This window comes from Paraburkholderia sp. GAS42 (assembly GCF_050436565.1).
GTDB lineage: Bacteria > Pseudomonadota > Gammaproteobacteria > Burkholderiales > Burkholderiaceae > Paraburkholderia.
In genome coordinates, this window is record NZ_JBNDML010000005.1 from 311,281 (window position 1) to 328,430 (window position 17,150).

At 60.3% G+C, this 17,150-nt stretch carries 16 protein-coding genes; 11 read left to right on the forward strand and 5 right to left on the reverse strand.

Going from position 1 to position 17,150, the window contains the following annotated elements:
* Positions 1-13 precede the first annotated feature (13 nt).
* The 3 genes from P3T16_RS10815 to P3T16_RS10825 all read right to left on the reverse strand — a co-directional run bounded on the left by P3T16_RS10815 (position 14) and on the right by P3T16_RS10825 (position 2,399).
* Positions 14-1,405 carry a cytochrome ubiquinol oxidase subunit I gene (locus tag P3T16_RS10815; protein WP_429342250.1) on the reverse strand — a complete coding sequence of 464 codons (1,392 nt, stop codon included), beginning with the start codon at positions 1,403-1,405 and terminating at the stop codon, positions 14-16.
* A 199-nt stretch (positions 1,406-1,604) separates the two neighbouring features.
* The gene (locus tag P3T16_RS10820) at positions 1,605-1,811 is read right to left on the reverse strand and encodes a hypothetical protein (RefSeq protein WP_429342251.1); all 207 of its coding nucleotides are present in this window, start codon (positions 1,809-1,811) and stop codon (positions 1,605-1,607) included.
* 333 nt (positions 1,812-2,144) lie between these two features.
* Positions 2,145-2,399: an H-NS family nucleoid-associated regulatory protein gene (locus P3T16_RS10825; RefSeq protein ID WP_429342252.1), complete on the reverse strand. Its 255-nt coding sequence runs from the start codon at positions 2,397-2,399 to the stop codon at positions 2,145-2,147.
* A 579-nt stretch (positions 2,400-2,978) separates the two neighbouring features.
* On the opposite strand from P3T16_RS10825, the gene P3T16_RS10830 reads away from it, so the two are divergent.
* The 6 genes from P3T16_RS10830 (at position 2,979) to P3T16_RS10855 (ending at position 8,299) form a co-directional block, all read left to right on the forward strand.
* Positions 2,979-3,362, forward strand: coding sequence for a response regulator transcription factor (locus P3T16_RS10830; RefSeq protein WP_429342253.1), 384 nt, complete (start codon positions 2,979-2,981; stop codon positions 3,360-3,362).
* A gap of 223 nt (positions 3,363-3,585) precedes the next feature.
* A complete protein-coding gene (locus P3T16_RS10835) occupies positions 3,586-5,787 on the forward strand; it encodes a PAS domain-containing sensor histidine kinase (RefSeq protein WP_429342254.1) in 2,202 nt (733 codons plus the stop codon).
* Complete coding sequence (locus tag P3T16_RS10840) at positions 5,777-6,451, forward strand: response regulator transcription factor (protein ID WP_429342255.1); 675 nt, start codon at positions 5,777-5,779, stop codon at positions 6,449-6,451. The genes P3T16_RS10835 and P3T16_RS10840 overlap by 11 nt, the downstream gene beginning before the upstream one ends.
* 288 nt (positions 6,452-6,739) lie before the next feature.
* Positions 6,740-7,699 (forward strand): helix-turn-helix domain-containing protein, encoded by a 960-nt coding sequence (locus P3T16_RS10845; protein WP_429342256.1) that lies wholly within the window; start codon positions 6,740-6,742, stop codon positions 7,697-7,699.
* Positions 7,686-7,853 (forward strand): hypothetical protein, encoded by a 168-nt coding sequence (locus P3T16_RS10850; RefSeq protein WP_429342257.1) that lies wholly within the window; start codon positions 7,686-7,688, stop codon positions 7,851-7,853. Before P3T16_RS10845 ends, P3T16_RS10850 begins: the two co-directional genes overlap by 14 nt.
* A 50-nt stretch (positions 7,854-7,903) precedes the next feature.
* Complete coding sequence (locus P3T16_RS10855) at positions 7,904-8,299, forward strand: DUF3331 domain-containing protein (RefSeq protein WP_429342258.1); 396 nt, start codon at positions 7,904-7,906, stop codon at positions 8,297-8,299.
* A gap of 339 nt (positions 8,300-8,638) precedes the next feature.
* Here P3T16_RS10855 and P3T16_RS10860 read toward each other — a convergent pair whose 3' ends face one another.
* Entirely contained in the window at positions 8,639-8,989 is a 351-nt protein-coding gene (locus P3T16_RS10860) for a hypothetical protein (RefSeq protein WP_429342259.1), read from the reverse strand.
* A gap of 436 nt (positions 8,990-9,425) precedes the next feature.
* Between P3T16_RS10860 and poxB the strand changes: the two genes are divergently transcribed.
* From poxB to P3T16_RS10885, 5 genes are all read left to right on the forward strand, one after another.
* Complete coding sequence (gene poxB / locus P3T16_RS10865) at positions 9,426-11,147, forward strand: ubiquinone-dependent pyruvate dehydrogenase (RefSeq protein ID WP_429342260.1); 1,722 nt, start codon at positions 9,426-9,428, stop codon at positions 11,145-11,147.
* Positions 11,148-11,267: 120 nt separating this feature from the next.
* A complete protein-coding gene (locus P3T16_RS10870; protein ID WP_429342261.1) occupies positions 11,268-11,570 on the forward strand; it encodes a YtcA family lipoprotein in 303 nt (100 codons plus the stop codon).
* Between the two features lie 22 nt (positions 11,571-11,592).
* Positions 11,593-12,648: a multidrug transporter subunit MdtN gene (gene mdtN, locus P3T16_RS10875; RefSeq protein WP_429342262.1), complete on the forward strand. Its 1,056-nt coding sequence runs from the start codon at positions 11,593-11,595 to the stop codon at positions 12,646-12,648.
* Positions 12,649-12,651: 3 nt separating this feature from the next.
* Complete coding sequence (locus tag P3T16_RS10880; RefSeq protein ID WP_429342263.1) at positions 12,652-14,691, forward strand: FUSC family protein; 2,040 nt, start codon at positions 12,652-12,654, stop codon at positions 14,689-14,691.
* Entirely contained in the window at positions 14,684-16,177 is a 1,494-nt protein-coding gene (locus P3T16_RS10885) for an efflux transporter outer membrane subunit (protein WP_429342264.1), read from the forward strand. Before P3T16_RS10880 ends, P3T16_RS10885 begins: the two co-directional genes overlap by 8 nt.
* Before the next feature lie 666 nt (positions 16,178-16,843).
* Here the strand turns inward: P3T16_RS10885 and P3T16_RS10890 are convergent.
* Entirely contained in the window at positions 16,844-17,059 is a 216-nt protein-coding gene (locus tag P3T16_RS10890) for a hypothetical protein (protein ID WP_429342265.1), read from the reverse strand.
* Positions 17,060-17,150 lie beyond the last annotated feature (91 nt).

The window sequence follows — 17,150 nt, forward strand, 5'->3', positions numbered from 1 at the left end:
CACGTCTCCGGGATCATTTGACCGTCGACGGCAGATCCGTCGCCGCCGAAAGCGGACGGTTCGGCAAGGCGGCAGGCGGGCTATGCAGTGGGTCCTGGACGGGGCCGCCTTTGAGCAACTTATAGATGTAGCAGGTGCCGAAGGCAAAGATGAAGACGTAGGTAGAACAGAACACGAATAGCGAACCCGCGACCGCACGTGGCGTCAGAAACGGCGTGAGGGCGTCCGCGGTGCGCAGCAACCCGTAGACGGTCCAGGGTTGCCGCCCCACCTCGGCGGTGAACCAGCCGGTGAGGGTCGCGATGAACGGCAGCGGAAAACATAGAAATACCGTCCACAACAGCGCACGCCGCTGCAGCAAACGCTCCTTGAGCGACAGCAGGGTGCCGCCCCAGGCAACGAGCAGCATGAGGAGACCGCACCCCACCATGACCCTGAACGTGAAGAAAGGGATGGCGATCGGCGGACGCTCGCTGCGCGCGAAGTCAGTCAGCCCGACCTCCTTCGAATCGAGGCTCATCGATGCAATCATGCTGCCGAGCACCGGTATCGAGATTGCGTAGTCGTTTTTTTCGTGTGCTGCGTCGGGCCATGCAAGCAGAACTTCGGACGCAGGCTGTTCGTCATGCCACCGTGCCTCGATCGTTGCGAACTTGATCGGCTGGTAGCGATGTACGTAATCGCCCACCAGGTGACCGAACAGCAACTGGACCGGCACCAGGATCGCGGCAAGAAAAAGACCCATCCGCAGCATCACGCGACCTTCGGCATGACACATTCCGCGCAGCATGTACCACGCACCTGTCGCCGCGACACAGAACGCGCCGGTGACATAAGCCGCGAGCAACATATGAGGAAACCGCACCCATACCACCGGACTGAAGATGATCTTCGCCCAGTCGTCCGGCACATAGACGCCATTCTGGATTGTGTACCCCACCGGATATTGCATCCAGCTGTTGTTCACCATGATCCAGAACGCCGAGAGCGTTGTGCCGAGCGCGACCATCGCCGCCGAGAAGAGATAGAGTCCCGGCTTCACCCTGTTCCTGCCGAACAGCAGCACACCGAAGAAAGACGCCTCGAGCATGAAGGCCGTGAAGGTCTCATAGGACAGCAGCGGTCCCTGAATCGGCCCCGAAAGCCGTGACAGTTCGCTCCAGTTCGTGCCGAACTCGAAGGCCAGCACGATTCCGGAAACCACGCCCATACCGAAAGCGATCCCGAAGATCTTCAGCCAGAAGTCGAAGACGCGGCGGTACACGGGCCGTCTGGTAATCAGATGCAGCGTTTCCAGTACCGTCAGCCACGCAGTCAGACCAATGGTGAAAGACGGAAAGATGATGTGAAACGATACCGTAAAGGCGAACTGCAATCGCGACAGCATGAGCGCAGTAGTGTCCATATCGCTCCCTCGCGACAAAGGTTGGTTTGCGCAACCAGGCCGAGTTGCTGAATCGGTTGCCGTGAATTGCCCGGCAGGACGTTCATCAGGCTCACGGTCACATCGAGGTCCGCAGTGCAATCACCAGGCCGTAGTGACTGAACTGAACGGTTCATGCTTCAAAGTGCTTGATGATAGTTGGCGGGGCGAAGGACTGCTATTACCTGAACCAGGAATCAGCCCAGCGAGGCCATTGGCGTTCGACGCTTGTTGAGCAACGAGGACAGCGAATCAAGACGACCTGTGCGCAATGACGATTGGCTGCCTCGGCAAACAGATTGAGTGTGTCGCCCACGATGTCATAGCAGCGCTCTACACCCGCTTGTTCGAGGACTTCGACAATGATTTCCGTAATTTTCTTGCCCATGTACGTCTCCGACACGTGAGGTGATGGGATGAATGCCCTGTGGGATACGCGCAGGATTCAGGTTCGCGCATCGGGCTGCTTCAGTACGTAGCGTGACAGTGGTGTGGTTTTGCTGTTTTCTGGTACGAACGGTAACTTTCCGTTTCGCACGATGATTCTTCGCCGCCAGGAGTTTGTTGAAATCGCTTCCCTGGTCCGCACCGCATGCCCTTTACGCGATGCGCGCATCAGCATGCAATTGCAGAATTTCATGTAAACGCGAAAGCTCTCGTCAGGCGAGTGCACTGGTGATGCAGGTATCCGACACGGCGCATCGCGGCCCAGGCGGGACGTTCAGCCGCAGCGGAAGTGATCGATGCTCTGGCCCGCCGCCACTGCGCGGCATAGCCACTCGGGCATCTCGCCGAGACCTGTCCACGTGTTGCCGTATGCATCGCGATAGCGAACCATCTGATCATCCTCGACATCGCGATTGAGCGCGTGTTCCAGCGCTTCGATCGTGATCTCGGATTCCATCATGCGACGCCTGAGCCAACAGATCAGGCGCTCGCGCGCTTCTCCTTCAAGACGCTCAATGAACGTCGACATAGGTCGCTCCCGGGCGTGAATTTTATTGTGCGGATCAAAGGGTGTGGGCGACGGCTTCTGACCTGACATGCCGTTCGCGCGCGCCCTTTTTATGGATATCGCGCATCAAGGATTTGATCCGCTCGATGAGGTCGCTGCGCGGAAAGAGGTTGGGTTGCGTCGTGCATGACGGTCTTGTCGGGTGAATGTGTTATCGATGTTGCAAATGTAGCGGCTTCGCCCTAAGCGTCGTTTAGCGAAAGCACGCTCGACTTCCAATACGCACGACGGGCAGCGGCAGGCAGGCGAACTCGACACAGCACCCGGGGCTGCGACATGCGCAACCCCGTCGCACGAAAGGAGTCCCGCTGCGCGGTCACTATCCGGGCCCGGGCGCGCAGCGACTGCGCCCAGCAAGGCCGCATATGGGGGGCAGTCTGTCCCGCCGCTTTTCCGCCGGTTTTACGACTCTCCCGGCCTTACCCTATACACACATATGATTTTCGCGGCAGGGGTTTTTCCATAAGATGGGAATACCTGAACGACGGGCGAAACAACATCGTGCCGCCGTAACCGCATGTATGGCAGAGGATAAGTCGCTTGCATATCCATCGGATAGTTTCAATCATCGACGACGACGAATCCGTCCGCATCGCCACATCGAGCCTGGTTCGTTCACTCGGTTGGGACGTCCGGCTCTATGCGTCCGCCGAAGATTTCCTCGACTCCGGCCAGATCAGCGATGTCGCGTGCATCATCTCCGATGTGCAGATGCCCGGCATGACTGGGCTCGAGATGCAGCGGCGCCTGCTCGACGGCGGGATTACGCTGCCCATCATCTTTATCTCCGCTTTCGCATCGGAAAAGGTGCGTCGCCAGGCGCTGGGCGGCGGAGCGATGTGCGTGCTGAGCAAACCTGTCGATGGCGTGGCCGTGTCGCGTTGCCTCGAAAGGCTCCAGGCCAAAGGTGACGAGCTTCACTGAAGCCCACTCGCAGCGGGCCTTGATTGTTGGATATTGAAAGATTCGGATAAAATAAGTACCGGATTAAATGGGTCGGCGTCCTGCATGTCTGACTTTGATGTGCCGTTCTTGCGGCACGAGACAGGGTTCCGGTACTCGTCAACGAACGTTTGCCTTGAATGCCTATGCCAACATCGCGCCGTTTACTTTTCCTCGTTCCCGCGCGGCGCGCTCAATCGTCGTCATGATATTCCGCTCACGCGCCGACGAACCGATGCGGCATGACGCGCGCGTGCCGTGCGTTCTCGCGGCCGCCATCGCGCTGGTCGTATTCCTGATCGACGCGCTCATGCCACACGATAACGCGATTGCCGTGCTGTATGTGATCGTGGTGCTGCTCGTCGCATCGACAGGGTCGCGGCCTGCTGCGATCCTCACCGCATGGAGCTGCGTGGCGCTCACGTTGATCGCGTTTGTGATGTCGCATCACGGGCACTACCCGAGCGGCGCAATTGAGCGATGTGTCGTCGGCCTGCTCGCCATCGCCACGACGTCGGTGCTGGCGTTGCGCAATCAGAAGAACACCGCAACGCTGCAAGAGCAACTGCAGTTGCTCGATCTGACGCATGACGCAATCGTCGTGTACGACATGAACGATCTGATCACGTTCTGGAATCACGGCGCGGAAGAACTCTACGGATGGACCGCGCACCAGGCGATCGGCCAGCCGATTCATGAGTTGACGCAAACCCACTCGTCAGTCTCACTCGACGAGATTCGCAGTGAGCTGTTGCGTTCGGGGCGCTGGCAAGGCGAATTACAGCGCGTGTGCAATGACGGCGCCACCGTCGTCATTTCGAGCCGCTTGGCGTTGTGGCGCGATGCGAAGGGCAAGCCGCGCGCCGTGCTCGCGACCAACAACGACATCACCGTTCGCAAGCAGATGGAAGTGGAATTGCAGCGGCAGCAGGACGAATTGCGCGCGACCATCGATGCAATTCCTGGCATGGTCTGGAGTTCGTCGAGCGACGGGCGCCTGACCTTCATCAACCGGCGCTGGAACGAACTGGGCGTAACGCTTGCCGAAAATGGTGGCGATATCTGGCGCTCGATCGTTCATCCCGACGACCACCCCGCGGCGCAGCACGCCTGGAACGAAGCCATTGCAACGGGCGCGCCCTTCGATAACGTCTCGCGCATCCGGCGCAGCGATGGGGTGTACCGATGGATGCATATCGGCGCGGAGCCGCTGCGCGATAACGCGGGTAACATTTTGCGCTGGTACGGCGTGAACACCGATATCGAAGAACTCAAGCAGGCGAAGCAGGCGCTCGAGCGCAGCGAAGCGTTCCTGTCCGACGCGCAGCGCCTGAGCCGCACGGGCAGTATCGCGACGCAACTGCCGGGCGGTGAAATGTCGTGGTCCGACGAGGCGTACCGGATCTTCGACTACTCGCAGGACGTCACGCCCACTATCGATCTGATCCTCGCGCGTACGCATCCCGACGACATCGCGCTCGTCAGGCAAGCGTATGAACGCAGCGTCGCGGGGGAGCCGTTTATCGACGTCGAACATCGCCTTGCAATGCCGGATGGCAGTGTCAAATACGTGCACTATGTCGCGCGTCTGGCGGCGCCGCAGTCGGCGGATACCGAGTACGTCGGTGCGTTGATGGACGTGACAGAGAGACAGGTCGCGCAGGAAGCGCTCGACCGCTCGACGGCGGAACTCGCGCACGTGACGCGCGTGACGATGCTCGGCGAACTGGCCGCGTCGATCGCGCACGAAGTCACACAGCCGCTTGCCGCCATCGTCACCTGCGGCGACGCCGCGCTGCGCTGGCTGAATCGCCCGCAACCGGATCTTCCGGAAGTCGGGCAGTCGATTAACCAGATGATTCGCGACGCCAAGCGCGCCAGCGACGTGATTCGCCAGATACGGTCGATGGCGCAAAAGCGCGATCCGAGTCAGGCTATATTCGATCTGAACGCTATCGTGAGAGAATCCATCGAACTGGTGCGGCGTGAACTGGACGGTCACCGTGTCGAAGTGGATGCCGCCTACGCGTCACCGCCGCCGCAAGTGTGCGCCGATCGCGTGCAGTTGCAGCAGGTCATCATAAACCTCGTGATGAACGGCGTGCAGGCGATGTCAGGCGTGACGGGGCGGCCGAGGCACATGCGGATCGGCACGCGCCGCTTCGATGCGCAGCATGCGCAGGTGATCGTCGAAGACTCGGGTACGGGCATCAGCGAAGAGAACGCAGGGCGGCTGTTCAACGCATTCTTTACGACGAAGGCCGAAGGCATGGGCATGGGACTGTCGATCTGCCGTTCGATTGTCGAAGCGCACGGCGGCCGGATCTGGGCGGAATCGCAAGAGGGGAAGGGTGCAGTGCTGCAGTTCATTCTGCCGCTCGATGAGGGAACATGTCATGAGCAGTGAAACGGGCAACGCCGCGAGTAACTCGATCGTCTACGTCGTCGACGACGATGAGTCGATGCGCGAAGCGGTCAGCATGTTGTTGCGCTCAGTGGGCTTGCGGGTTGAAGCGTTCGCGTCCGCACATGAATTTCTTGCGTTCCAGATGCCGGACGTGCCGAGTTGCCTGATCCTCGATGTGCGGCTCAAAGGGCAGAGCGGCCTCGCCGTGCAGGAACAGATTGCGGCAGGCGAATTGCGCGTGCCGATCATCTTCATGACCGCGCATGGCGACATTGCGATGTCGGTGAAGGCGATGAAGGCCGGCGCAATGGATTTTCTCGCGAAGCCGTTTCGCGACCAGGACATGCTGGACGCCGTGGCGACTGCCCTCGGCAAGGATGAAGAACGGCGCGAAGCGGACCGCTCGGTCGCGGATCTGCGCCGCCGCTACAAGTCGCTCACGCCGCGCGAGCGTGAAGTGATGGCCTTTGTCGCGAGCGGCTTGATGAACAAGCAGATCGCCGCCGAAATGAAGGTGAGTGAAATCACGGTAAAGATTCACCGCGGTCAGGCGATGAAGAAGATGGAGTCGCGCTCGCTTGCCGATTTCGTGCTGAAGGCGGAAGCACTCGGCGTCAAATCACCACAAGGCACCACTCCGCCGCCGCGCGTTCAGCGGGGTTGAATCGCGCGGGGCATTTTGCCTCCCGAACGGCGAAACCGCATCGCCGTTCGTTTCTCCCTCGAATCCCTCGCAATGTGGCTCCGGTGCGCAAACGGTCGCCGTCGCGCAGCAATTGCATCCACACATTTCGCCGCCCGCATTAAACCTTCATATAGGCTGACCCACCCATTCGACGCCGTAGGCAACCGTATGTACGGCTAGGCACGTGCGCTCCGTTTGATTAACTTTGAGTCATCGCGGTGTCGGTGTTTCGACCGCAGGCAGATCACTCTATCGGACGGAAATATCATGACCAGCTCACTGCTCTCGTATCCTGAACCCGGTGCCGACATTGCGCCGAAACGCGTCGCCAGCGCAATCGACACTGAGGATCAATGGCGCAGCCTGCGCGCGCATCATGCGCAGTCGAGCCGGCAGCGGGGCAATGTGGTGATGTCGCGCTGGACGCGCAACATCAACACGCCGCTCGAAGTCGTCAATCACGGCAACGAGTCCGATCACTGCATCGGCCTGGCTCTGAAATGCGTGTCGCTGACCTTTAATCATGGGGGCCGCAGGCTCATGCAAGGGCGGGTGACTGCGGGCGCGGTTCAGGTCACGGCGCCCGCCGTGCCCGTCAGCGCTGTTTTCGAATCGCCTGTCGACGTGCTGCATCTGTTCGCGTCGCAGCAAGTTCTCGCGGAGTGCTACGAAGATCTGTTCCAGCGTCCGCATGCGGGCGACATCGTGCTTGGCGACCCGAAGCTAATTCGCGATCCCGCACTCGACCGGCTTGGACAGGCGCTAGTCGTGTCACGGACCGGCGACGCCGCGTTGGACAAGGTCTTTACTGAAAGTGTCGGTCTCGCCATCGTGTCGCGCATCGTCGCGCGTCAATTCACTGCGTCGAACACGCAGAACCGCGAAGGGACTGCGTTGCCGCAATGGCGCATGAACCGCGTGATCGAGTACATCGATGCGCACCTGTCCGAAGCGATCGGCCTCGCCGACATTGCCGCGAGCGCCGGCTTCACCCGCATGCATTTTGCCGCGCAATTCCGGCGCGCGACGGGCTTGCGTCCGCATGAATACCTGCTGCGCCGCCGGATCGAACACGCGCAGCATCTGTTGCTGAACTCGAAGCACAACGTCTTCGATGTCGCGCTGAGTTGCGGCTTTCGCTCACAGCCACATTTTACGACTGTGTTTAAACGCTTTGTCGGCGAGACGCCTTACTGCTGGAGGATGAAAGCGAATGGCGCTCAATAGGCAGGTTCAGTCGTTTCTTGCCGTCAGCGAGGCATTTCTGAAGCACACCGGCGATTCATCGTCCAACGACGACAGCCGCGAAGCCGACGAAACCTCTGTGACGGCCTACGCGTACGGCGAAGCGGTCTGTAAATGCCTCGACCCGCTGCGATAGCCGCCGTACAAAGCCATTCGATCAGGTAACGCTTCAACAGGAGTCGCGACATGCTGGCAAATGCAAATATCATCGATCCGTGGATGCAAACCATAGGCCTGTTGTCCGTGCCTGCGGGCGAGTCGAAAGGCTGCGGCAGTGGACTGAATGGAGGCAACAGGGCGGGTCAGGTGCACGGCACGGTGCTTCACGGCGTCAGGGTGAGCCTGTTGGAGCGGCCGACGTCTTCGACGGCGACGATCTCCTGGCGCGACTCGACCCGCTGCTGCTATGGCGACCAGGTTTGGCACTCGTCGCGGGCTCGCACCGAGGGCGTCTGCGCGATGAGCGGGCGCCCGATTCGTCCCGGCGACGCGGTGTACAAGCCGCGTCCCTGTCGACCAGTGCCGCGCAATGCCGGCGCAATGATCCTGACGTCCGCTCTTGACGATGCAACAGAAGCCTGACTTAGCTTCTTTTTCGCACGGTTTGCGCTGGCTGGCCGTTGAAGGCCGACGCGCGGGACACGCAGATGATGTTCCTTGCCGAACGCGGTTGTCGCCTGATAGCGCATAAGCGCTGCGGCCACGGGCGTTCGGGCCAGCCGCTAACACCACACGATGTGTGCGTGATGCATGCAGACCGGCTGAAAGCAAACTTGCTGGAATTCCTGCAGTCGTAAAGCACAGACAAAGACTGGCGATTCTCTCTACAAGTATCGCCAGCTTTTGTCTAACCATCGTGTCCTTACCGTGTGGCGGCTGATGCGCTTCAATCCGCGCCATCAACACCAACTCGCCGCACCATTACGTCCAGTACTTGAAATCCGTAATCGTCCGCTGACAGGCGGGCGTATGACGTGGCGCGCGCGCATTGGCGTCCGCGCGGTGGCGGCTCTCCTGCCGCGAATAAACCGATGATTGCGTATGTGCGGATTCCGAAGCGGGAGTGTGCAGCGGTTCCGGCAGATCGGTGACTTGCGAAGGCTCCGGGTTATCTGCGGCTACGCGTTCGAGCGGCAGTTGAACGTCCGTTCCGACAGTCATGAACGCCCGCATCAACCCTGGTGCCGGTAGCACGCACGCTGCACCGATCGTCAGGCAAACGGCTGCCGCGACGTAGCCGGTTCGGAACCACGGAAATCTGATTGCGTTCATTGTGCGTTCTCCGCAGTGCGCTCCGGACCGCATGCAGGGCGCGAGGAAGTGATTGGACATGAGTCGAGTATCGTCGTGCGAACCGGTACTTTCTTTCGCGCTAGCCCGTCGCTTTGTCTAATCGCACCCGCATGCGCCGACAGTAAAAACCAGCGCTTTGAATCGAGGCGGTCTGAATGACCGACGGATGCGCGACCGGATGTCTGTGGTCGCGCAGCGTTCGCTAACCACCGACCGGCGACATATGTGGACATCGACGAACCGGGTAGCCGTACAGGTTCTTTGATATGGATGTCCACACGCGTGCATGCAGATAAAGACCGTGCGACTACGAAAGAGGCAATGACAGGCGATCGCTAGAATCCGAACATGCTTCAAGGCTGACTGCGAAGAGCCGCGCCAGCAGCGAAGACTTTAATCTGAACGGAGAAGCGACATGGCAAAGATGGCTGCAGACTACATGGTGGGCGCGTTAGCAAAGGCGGGCGTGAAGCGTATTTATGGTGTCGTGGGAGATTCGCTGAACGGACTCTCGGATTCGCTGCGCCGGGACGGGTCGATTGAATGGGTTCATATGCGGCACGAGGAGAGCGCGGCATTTGCCGCGGGCGCCGAGGCACATCTCACAGGGGAGCTCGCGGTCTGCTGCGGAAGCTGTGGACCCGGCAATCTGCACCTGATCAACGGACTCTTCGACTGCCATCGGAGCGGCGTCCCCGTTCTTGCCATCGCGGCGCATATCCCGAGTTCGGAGATCGGTATCGACTATTTTCAGGCTACGCATCCTGAACTGTTGTTTAAGGAGTGCAGTCACTACGTCGAACTCGTGTCGAGCCCGGACCAGTTGCCTCAGATTCTCGCGCGAGCAATCCGGACGGCCGTTGCGCGAAAGGGCGTCGCGGTCGTCGTCGTGCCGGGGAATGTGGCGCTCGGGCCGCTGACCAAACCGGTGCCGAACTGGAGTATACCGTCGGCCCCGGTGATCCGACCGTCGAACGACGAGGCCGTGAAGCTCGCGGACCTGTTGAACCGGTCGTCGCGGGTGACGATGCTCTGCGGCGCCGGTTGCAAGGATTCGCATGCGGAAGTGGTGGAGCTCGCGCGCAAGCTGCAAGCGCCCATTGTGCACTCACTGCGAGGCAAGGAATACATCGAATACGACAACCCGTTCGACGTCGGCATGACAGGACTGGTCGGATTCTCATCCGGCTATGCAGCGATGAAAGGCTGCGACATGCTGCTGATGCTGGGTACCGATTTTCCGTACCGCCAGTTCTATCCCGAGGGTGTGACCATCGCGCAAGTCGATGTGAGGGCGGAAGCACTTGGGAACCGGTGTCCAATCGATCTGGGGGTGTTGGGAACGGTTAAGGACACGCTCGGCGAGTTGTTGCCGATGATCCACGAGAAAACAGACAGCAGCTTCCTGAACCGTGCGCTCGACGACTATCGCAACGCCCGGGAGGGACTGGACGCGCTGGCGGAGCCCGAAGCAGGCAGCCATACCATCCATCCGCAGTACGTGACCCGGCTGGTGAGCGAGTTGGCGGACGACGACGCAATCTTCTCCTGCGACGTCGGCACGCCGATCGCGTGGACGGCCCGATATCTGAAGATGAATGGCAAACGGAGGCTGGTGGGTTCGTTCAATCACGGCTCGATGGCGAACTCGATGCTGCATTCGATCGGTGCACAGGCTGCCTTCAGAGACCGGCAAGTGATTTCGATGTCCGGCGACGGCGGTTTCACGATGATGATGGGCGAGTTCGTCACGCTCATTCAGACGGGCTTACCTGTCAAGGTCGTCGTGCTTAACAACGGCACGCTGGGTTTCGTGGAACTTGAGATGAAGGCCAGCGGGTTCGTCGATACGGGGTGTGACCTGAAGAATCCGAATTTCGCCGCGATGGCGAATGCGATGGGTATCAAAGGCGTGCGCGTTGAGCATCCAGAGCAACTGGAAGGCGCGCTGCGCGAGGCGTTCGCACATCCAGGTCCGGCGCTTGTCGACGTCGTGAGCGCACGTCAGGAACTTGTGATGCCGCCTGTGACGACTGTCGACGAGGCCTACCACTTTGGGTTGTTCATGTTGCGTGCAGTCATGGACGGGCGAGGCCAACAGCTCATCGACCTCGCGAAGGTCAACCTGTTGCGATAGTAATCTTGTTGGCACGTGTGCTGCGGTCACGTCGTCATGCGCTCGACCCAGCTCACGACCTGGTCCGTACCCGGTGGAGACGTGGTCGCGTAACTTTCCCTGAACACAACGGTGATGTCCATGACGGTAGGTAGCCAGATAGGTGGACGTCGTTGCATCGGCGTCGCTCACAAATCGTCTTTCGTGCGGGTGATCTGGATGGTGCTCCTTTTGCAAGGTTGCACCAGGTCTCCGTCGACGAATGTGCTGGGCGCGTATTACCCCGATTGGCTCTTTTGCATCGTCGGTGCAGTCGCGGTGACAGTCCTGATCCGCCTGCTGTTACTGCGCGCGTCGCTCGACGAGTGGCTCGACCCGCCAGCAGTTGCTTATCCGACACTTGTCGCGCTGCTGGCATTCGCGGGTTGGTTGCTGTTCTTCTGACGTCTATCGGGAGTGGGAACACATGGCAGAAAGCGCTCAAAAATCAAAGAAGAAGCTGTTGACGGGCCTTCTATTGCTGTTCGCGATCGTGCTGGGGATCGTGGTGGTCTGGCGCGCGGATACCGAACCCCGAACCGACGACGCCTATGTGTACGCAGATACGATCAATGTAGTCCCCGAAGTATCGGGGCGGATCGTGACGCTCGCAGTGCGTGACAACCAGCGAGTGAAAAAAGGCGATCTTCTTTTCGAACTGGATCGGCGCCCCTTTCAGGATGCACTCGACAAGGCCCGTGCGTCGCTTGTGCAACTGGACGAACAGATCATGCTGACGCAAAGGTCGGTCAACGCACAGGTACTGAACGCATCGGCTGCACGCGCAAACGTCGAGCGGGCGCGGTCCGCCGCGAAGCAGGCTGCGGACACACTGCAGCGGATGGAGCCGCTGGTGGAAAAGGGTTATGTGTCGGCGGATGAGCTGGACCGGGCGCGGACTTCGGCGCAAAGCACCGCAGCGGAACTTGCGTCGGCCGAACTTCAGGCGCGCGAGGCGATGGCTGCGGTCAGCGGGGTGGATGCGCTGCAAGCCCAGCGCTCGGTCGTACAGGCGGAAATCGCCTCTGCTGAGCTGAACCTGGAATACGCAACGGTCCGGGCACCGTTCGACGGTGTCGTTGTGTCGCTTCGCACCACGCGCGGACAGTTCGCCTCCGCCTCTGCGCCCGTGTTCACCTTGATCGACACGACTCATTGGTATGTCGTCGCGAATCTGCGCGAGACGGAGCTCGCGAAAGTTCACCCCGGCACGCGGGCTACCGTTTATCTGATGAGCAACACATCAAGGCATTTTCAGGGGAAAGTTGATTCAGTCGGATTCGGTGTGTCGCCTGAAGACGGCGGGAGTCTTGCTCAAGGTCTGCCGCAAGTGCAGCGCAGTATCAACTGGGTCCATGTATCACAGCGTTTCCCCGTGAAGATTCTCGTCACGGACCCGGCCCCGGGCCTCTTTCGCATCGGTACTTCCGCGGTCGCGACGTTTCACCCGGACGGCCAGCATGACCAGCGCACTTCGGGCTGACAGATGAATCAATTGCTCCTGTTCCTGCGCGACGAGCTGTCGCCATTTCCCGGCCGGATGAACGTTGCTTTGCGTTGCATCGCCAGTGCAGCCGTCGTGATCGTAGCGTCGATGACGCTTCAGGTGCCGTACCTTGCCCTGTCGCTCATTGTGGTGTTCTACGTGACCCAGTCGAACGTCGTAGTCACGCGCATGATCGGCATCCTGTTTCTCGTGGGCATTACGCTCGCGAGTGGCTGCACAGTGTTATTGCTCAAATGGACGTTCGACTATCCGCTGCTGCGGATTGTATTCGCCAGCATCATATTTTTCTGTTGCGTGTATGCGATGCGCGTGTTCCAGTTCGGCATCGTTTTCTTTATCGCGGCCCTCGTCGTCATTTACGTGCAGACGTTTGTCGACGTGACGCAGAATGCGGAAGGGATCGTCCGCGCGACGCTATGGGTGTGGGTTGCCGTGTGCTACCCGATTGCCCTCACATTGGTCATTAATACGCTACTGCTGCCGATGGAGCCGCGCCAACAGCTGCGCCGGATGATGGTGTCGAAGCTCGCTGCGGTGCAGGCAAGACTGGACGCGTTGCTCGACGGCGCATCCGCGCTTCCTCCGATGACCGTGCTCGATGTAGAAGTCGCCACGGCTTCGCTGCAGAAACTGCTGAGGTTTACCGCGATGCGCGGCAAGCAAAGCGCGCTTGCCGAGGCGCGTGACCTCGCGACCGTGACGGCGGTGTCGAATCTCTACGTCGCTGCATCGAACCTGCGCCTGCTGCCGGGCAGCTCGGGGCCTCTTGCGATGGGCGTGGTGTCCCTGGGCGACGGGTGCGCGGCATTGGCCGATTCGATCAAAAGAGATGAACCGTTTTTACTTCCGCTTGCCGCACGCGAGGCATCTGCCGCCGGCATGCCCTGGGCGTTGCTGGCGATGCAACGTACGTTTCTCGAGCTTGATGCGTTCAAGGCCGCGCAGGCCGACGCGATGCACATGCCGCCACGCCAGCCCGTTGTCGCGCCCGATGCTTTGAGCAACCCTGTCTACGTCCAGTTTTCGCTCAAGACCTTGCTGGCCGTGCTCGTGTGCTATGTCTTCTACAGCGCGGCCGGATGGCAGGGGGTTCATACGGTAATGCTGACGTGCCTCGTCGTGGCCCAACCCAGTCTCGGCGCGTCGGGCCGGCGGTCCGTGCTGCGCTTCTGGGGAGCCGTGTTTGGAAGCCTGCTTGCGCTCTTCGAGATCGTTTTCATTCTTCCGCAAATTGACGGCATCGCAGCGCTGGTTGTGGTCGTTGTGCCCGTCCTGTTCACTGGCGCATGGATAGCAGCAGGCTCTGAACGCATCAGCTACGCGGGCGTGCAATTGATGTTCACGTTTTCGCTGGCATTCCTCGAACAGTTCGCCCCAACGTATGACCTGACCGAGGTTCGGGATCGCATGGTCGGCATCTTCCTCGGCATCGCTGTCGCGACCTTCGTGCAGGTGTGCATCTGGCCGGAAGGCGAGGCCACCTTGCTCAGACGCAGGCTCTCGGCCAGTCTTGCGTCGACGGCGAAACTCCTTGCGATGGGGCAGTCGACTGAAGATCAGACAACAATTGGCAAGCAACGAATGGCCGCGTGGGCCGCGCTTAGCGACTGCGAAGGTATGCTCTTGCGCGTCGCGCTTGAACCGACCTGGCGCGAAGGCGAAGAAGAGCGCGTCACGCTTCGAGCGAATTCGGTGCTTGCAGCGGCCCGCGAACTGTTGCTTGCCGCCGATGCCTTTCGAAGTGCGTTTGATGTTACCAGGCCCCAACTTTCCGATTCCGCGTCCAGTGCTGTCTCCGCAATCGAGCAGTATGCGGCCGGACTGACGGCGCCGGAACCTTCCGCCAGAACTCCCCGCGTGCCGGCACGACATGTTGACGTTGACGGCGTTGGTGGCCGCGAGGCGGAGCTGGTCGACGAAATCAACCGTGTTCTGCGAGCGGTATCGAGCTTGCCGGACTGGTTGGAGGAGAAGGCCTCCTTCCCATTAAGGCTTCGAGCAGGCACACACCATGAATGATGCGATGTTCGCCGTGTGGCGTGGCCGTTGTGCCTTGCAATCAGGGTGCTGCGCCATAGCGGGTGCGGCACTGCTCAGCGGCTGTGCGTTGATTCATCACGACAGCGGTGCCGTTTCGCAGATCGAAGCGGCTCGTATGCAGGTTTCGCCAAAGCTCGATTTGCCCACCGGCGATTGGCCGTCCGACAAGTGGTGGCTTCAGTACGACGACCCGCAACTGACTGCCCTCATCGACCGTGCTCTGGTGGCGTCTCCGACAATCGCACTCGCGCGCCAACGAGTGGCGCAGGCTCATGCGCAGGCAGAACTGGCGGTGGCGGCAGCCGGGCCGCAGCTTGCAGCGAGCGGCGCCATCGACCGCGAACGTGTCTCATCTCATGGATTCCTGAGCGCATACGCGGGGTCCGATCCGGCGATCGGCGCGAATGGCCCCTGGTATACGACGGGGCTGGTCGGTTTCGACGGCGCGTGGGACCTGGACATCTGGGGGCGGCACCGCTCGGAGATTGCTGCGGCCGTGGGGGTCCAGAACGCGCAAAAGGCGGAGGAAGCGGACGTGGCGCTCGAGCTTTCGACAGACATCGCGCGAATCTACTACGTCGTGCAAACCGCGCGCTCCGAGATCGATCTGCTCAAACAGCAAAGAGACGCGATCTCGATCGAAGTCGATGCGCAACGTTCGCGATTCGCACGCGGACTCGAGCCCGACACGACGGCCAAACAGGCAGAAGCGAAGCTTCTTACGGTGGATCAGCAGATCGCGCAGACATCCGAGCAGGTGACGAACGGGCGGGAGTCGCTTCGCGCGCTGATAGGCGCGGATTCGGGCGGGCTCGGCAACATGGCGCCCCGGACTCTGCCCATTGTTGCGACGGGCGTTCCGGACAGTCTCGGCTTTCAACTGCTTGCGCGCCGCCCTGATTTGCAAGCGTTGCATTGGTATGTCGTTTCATCGTTGAAACGCGTGGACGCAGCAAAGGCGGCGTTCTATCCGAGCTTCGATATCAAGGCGTTCTTCGGCTTCAACGCGTTGAACCTGTCTCAACTTTTTCTTCATGCAAGCCAGCAGATCAATATCGCACCAGGTCTCTATCTACCTGTCTTCGACAGCGGCAGTCTGAATGCGTCGCTTGGCGGCGAGCGCGCATTGAGCAATGCCACCATTCTGCAATACAACCAGGCCGTATTGAATGCCGTTCGGGACGTGGCGCAAAACGGAAGCGCACTGAAAAACCTGGGTGAGCGGACCGCGATGCAGCAAAAAAAGCTTCAGGACGTGCAGTTTGTTTTCGACAGCGCATCGGCCCGCTATGGGCGTGGACTGGTCGACAGGTTGCAGGTGGAAGAGGCGCGCGAGACGGCGATTCAGGAACAACTTGCGTTGCTTGAGCTGACGGGCCAGAGTATTCAGACGTCCATTGCGCTCACGAAGACGCTGGGCGGCGGTTATCAGGCGACAGTCGACGCGCAGTCACGATCGCAATGAGCCGCGCGGGGTCTGTCGCTCACCGTTTACAGGTTCGCTGCCAGTCCCGTGTCGGGTTCGAGTCGAATTTGTGATGGCGGACTTGGGCGTTGGAGCGGCCGCTTCGCCCTTGAAAACGGCCCTTGCGCTTACGCCGGCGCATCGGCCGGCTTTGCGTCGAAAAGGGACGCGCCTTGAATCCTGGCCGCCGTCGCCCGGCGTGCTCCCGGCGTGCCGCTATAGCGTTCTCACCTAATGTGGTCCCTGACGGATGTTATCGGGCTGTTATCAAATAACGTGGGCTCGTTCTCACGTAATGTGGTCCCACGCGCACCGATATTCTCGACTAATGTGGTCCCGCAACCACCGATGTAATCGGGCCCTGCGATTTATGTTATCGGGCCGCTACAAATTAGCTTACGGCCGGTTGCCTCTTCGAATTGCGGGCCCAGTTCGCGATAGGCCGACGCAAACCCGCCCGAAATCATCACCTTGACTGCGTCTGCCAATGCGGCCCCGCTGCCCAGTAACGCGGCTGCTATGCAGAACGCGAGTGCGCGAATCCTCAGCTTGCCGATGGTCACGGCCCCGCCCCAATGTCGATCGGATGACCCAGTCCGGACATGCATCGAGTCCGGATGCCGGTCATCATGTTAGCCGGCATCGAGCGCGGCAGCGAGACTGCCGCTAACCGGTCAGCTTCACACTACCGCCGTCGACGGGCGCTGTTCGACCTATTTTGTTGAAAAACTCGACGACCGTCATTCTGGCGAGGTTTTCAGGGGTCGTTTTACCCTTGACCGATGCTCGCGAGCGGTTTGTAGGTCGATCTGAGAAGTCGATTTTTTTGCAAGCCGTTCTAAAACGGCGCGCTACGAGTTTTTCAACAAAATAGACCCACATCTGCCCTTCAACCCGACTCGAGCGCTACGGCGCCCTGCAAAGTAAAACAGCCGTTCGAGCGGCCGTCTCGGCATGTAGTTTCGCGGCTCAA

Bases quoted from the DNA above. Each gene is read 5' to 3' on its own strand.
- P3T16_RS10815 (WP_429342250.1), bottom strand. From the start codon at position 1,405: ATGGACACTACTGCGCTCATGCTGTCGCGATTGCAGTTCGCCTTTACG.
- P3T16_RS10820 (WP_429342251.1), bottom strand. From the start codon at position 1,811: ATGGGCAAGAAAATTACGGAAATCATTGTCGAAGTCCTCGAACAAGCG.
- P3T16_RS10825 (WP_429342252.1), bottom strand. From the start codon at position 2,399: ATGTCGACGTTCATTGAGCGTCTTGAAGGAGAAGCGCGCGAGCGCCTG.
- P3T16_RS10835 (WP_429342254.1), top strand. From the start codon at position 3,586: ATGATATTCCGCTCACGCGCCGACGAACCGATGCGGCATGACGCGCGC.
- P3T16_RS10840 (WP_429342255.1), top strand. From the start codon at position 5,777: ATGAGCAGTGAAACGGGCAACGCCGCGAGTAACTCGATCGTCTACGTC.
- P3T16_RS10845 (WP_429342256.1), top strand. From the start codon at position 6,740: ATGACCAGCTCACTGCTCTCGTATCCTGAACCCGGTGCCGACATTGCG.
- P3T16_RS10850 (WP_429342257.1), top strand. From the start codon at position 7,686: ATGGCGCTCAATAGGCAGGTTCAGTCGTTTCTTGCCGTCAGCGAGGCA.
- P3T16_RS10855 (WP_429342258.1), top strand. From the start codon at position 7,904: ATGCTGGCAAATGCAAATATCATCGATCCGTGGATGCAAACCATAGGC.
- P3T16_RS10860 (WP_429342259.1), bottom strand. From the start codon at position 8,989: ATGAACGCAATCAGATTTCCGTGGTTCCGAACCGGCTACGTCGCGGCA.
- poxB (WP_429342260.1), top strand. From the start codon at position 9,426: ATGGCAAAGATGGCTGCAGACTACATGGTGGGCGCGTTAGCAAAGGCG.
- P3T16_RS10870 (WP_429342261.1), top strand. From the start codon at position 11,268: ATGACGGTAGGTAGCCAGATAGGTGGACGTCGTTGCATCGGCGTCGCT.
- mdtN (WP_429342262.1), top strand. From the start codon at position 11,593: ATGGCAGAAAGCGCTCAAAAATCAAAGAAGAAGCTGTTGACGGGCCTT.
- P3T16_RS10880 (WP_429342263.1), top strand. From the start codon at position 12,652: ATGAATCAATTGCTCCTGTTCCTGCGCGACGAGCTGTCGCCATTTCCC.
- P3T16_RS10885 (WP_429342264.1), top strand. From the start codon at position 14,684: ATGAATGATGCGATGTTCGCCGTGTGGCGTGGCCGTTGTGCCTTGCAA.
- P3T16_RS10890 (WP_429342265.1), bottom strand. From the start codon at position 17,059: ATGTGGGTCTATTTTGTTGAAAAACTCGTAGCGCGCCGTTTTAGAACG.